3 protein-coding genes are annotated in these 2,304 nt (G+C 46.4%); all 3 read left to right on the top strand.

Annotated elements, in window-relative coordinates:
* Positions 1 to 199: 199 nt before the first annotated feature.
* On the top strand, positions 200 to 502 hold the full coding sequence (locus tag AC2VE5_RS25995) for a helix-turn-helix domain-containing protein (RefSeq protein WP_486890453.1): 303 nt from the start codon (positions 200 to 202) through the stop codon (positions 500 to 502).
* Positions 499 to 1,980: a sensor histidine kinase gene (locus tag AC2VE5_RS25990; RefSeq protein WP_486890452.1), complete on the top strand. Its 1,482-nt coding sequence runs from the start codon at positions 499 to 501 to the stop codon at positions 1,978 to 1,980. Before AC2VE5_RS25995 ends, AC2VE5_RS25990 begins: the two co-directional genes overlap by 4 nt.
* Before the next feature lie 25 nt (positions 1,981 to 2,005).
* On the top strand, positions 2,006 to 2,304 hold a 299-nt coding region (locus AC2VE5_RS25985; protein WP_486887633.1), incomplete at its 3' end, for a helix-turn-helix domain-containing protein.

Raw genomic sequence — 2,304 nt, 5'->3', positions numbered from 1 at the left:
ATCTTTGGACAAGGTTGAAGATGAACTTAGCTTAGGTCTATTAGAACTTTGTGCTGACCCAGACCGTCTTCGCTCTCTAACTTTCTTCCCTCCTCTATAGCTACTTTGTTAGAACGCAACTTGGTATTAGAAAAGAACAATTACCTTTCGCAGTTTCTTTACCTATTCCGTCGTTTGCTGGCTATGTCTTGAGGTGGATGTGAAGCAATATATAACACCTGCTATAGTGCCAGAAAGCTGGAAGCATTTGTACCCAATGACGACAATTGAACAGCAAGAGGTAGTAGCGCTAGTCCGAGAGCAACCACAGAAAATTGAGCTATCACAAGCAAAGTTCGCGACACTCCTTAACTTAAGGTTTCACAGTGTGAAACGATGGGAAAACCAACAAACCTCTCCCTTCCTCCTAGGGTTGAAGCCGATTGAAACACTACTGCATCAAAGAGGGAAGGGCAAAAGCCTGTTAGCTAGATATTTTGAGGCACGGGAGTCGCAGCAGTGACTTTTTCCGCCCAAGGAGAGGCTGCCAATAGCATTTTTGTTGGCGGTGGCGAAATCGGTAAGTTAATGCAATCGCTCGATTGGTCGCAGACTGCCCTAAATGATGTTATTTACTGGTCCCAAAGCCTGCGGAGTGCGGTTAGTATTTTGCTACCTTCCAAGGCTCAAATTTGCCTGTTTTGGGGAACTGAATTAATCGCGCTCTACAACGATGCCTATCGCCCTGTTTTAGCCTCAAAGCACCCGTGGGCGCTAGGTCGTCCTGCCCGTGAAATCTTGAGTGAAGTTTGGGATGTACTCAAACCACTGCTAGAAGGAGTTGTAGAGACGGGAGAAGCATTCTGGGCAAAAGATTATTTGTTTTTCCTCAATCGGTATGGGTATACCGAGGAAACTTACTTTGATGTCTCTTATGACCCAGTGCGAGACGAGCGTGGGCAAGTGGGCGGCGTTTTTTGCATCGTCAGCGAAACCACTGGGCGCGTGCTGGGCGATCGCCGCTTACAAAGCTTGAGCGTGCTGATGAAAGAAACGGCTCAAGCCAAAACAGTTGAAGCCGCTTGTCAAAGTGCGATGCAAGCTTTGGCTACTAATAATCGCGATATTCCTTTTGCTTTGCTGTATCGAGTCGAGGCAGGTGGCAAACAAGCTACTCTAGTGCAAAAAACTGGAATCGAAACGAAAACCGCAGCAACCCCTGCAAAGGTAGACTTAACTCAAGCAGACGCCAATGGCTGGGGATTAGGACAAGTTTATCAGACGGGGCAAGCAGCGATTATTGACGATTTGGCGACTAGATTGGGAGTGTTGCCGAGGGGAGCTTGGGACAAACCTGCTACTGCTGCCTGGGTCGTGCCTCTGACCCAAGCAGGACAAGAGCGGAGCGTTGGATTTCTAGTGCTGGGAATCAATCCTTATTGCTCCTTTAAAGATGAGTACCGAGAATTTTTTGAGTTATTAGCAGGCAATATGGCGACTGCCCTTTTTAATGCTCGTGCCTTTGAAGAAGAACGCCAACGAGTTGAAGCATTGGCAGAGTTGGATCGGGCTAAAACATCTTTTTTCAGCAACATCAGCCATGAGTTCCGCACTCCTTTGACGCTCATGTTGTCACCCCTCGAACAAACATTAACGCAATTAGAGGGAAGTATCCCAGAAGAAGCGCGATCGCAACTGCAACTGGTGCAGCGCAACGGAAATCGCTTACTCAAGCTCGTCAATACGCTACTAGATTTCTCGCGTATTGAAGCTGGGCGTACGCAAGTTAGGTTTGAGCCTACCGATTTAGCTACCTATACTACGGAACTTACAAGTTTGTTTCAATCTGTAGCCACGCAAGCGGGACTGCAATTGACAGTCGATTGCCCTCCCCTACCAAAACCTGTCTATGTAGATCGGGAGATGTGGGAAAAAATTGTGTTAAACCTACTCTCAAATGCGTTTAATACTAAGTTGTGGTCAGAGGTAGTAGAGTATTAAATAAAGAAAACTTTGGCAAAGATAAATGTATAGGAGTCAAGTAACCCAAGCCTGTCCTCATCTAGACCTAGAGACAGTCAAGCAGAGAGTAAAGTTAGCGTCATCCCATTGGGAAAAACAAAAATGGCTGGTGATATACAATGCACTAGCAGACCCTAGAACTTCCTCAGAGATTGCAAAACATCTAGGAGTATCCCAAGGGTTTGTCAGAAAAGTAATTCAGCAATATAATCGCACCGGAGAAATCGGAGTATCTAGTCCAGGGAAAGGGGGTAGGCGGAACTGCTATTTAAGTTGGGACTCGGAAAAGCAACTGATAGATTC

The organism is Aliterella sp. E5.1, from assembly GCF_057473825.1.
This window is presented reverse-complemented; position numbering and strand designations above follow the sequence as displayed.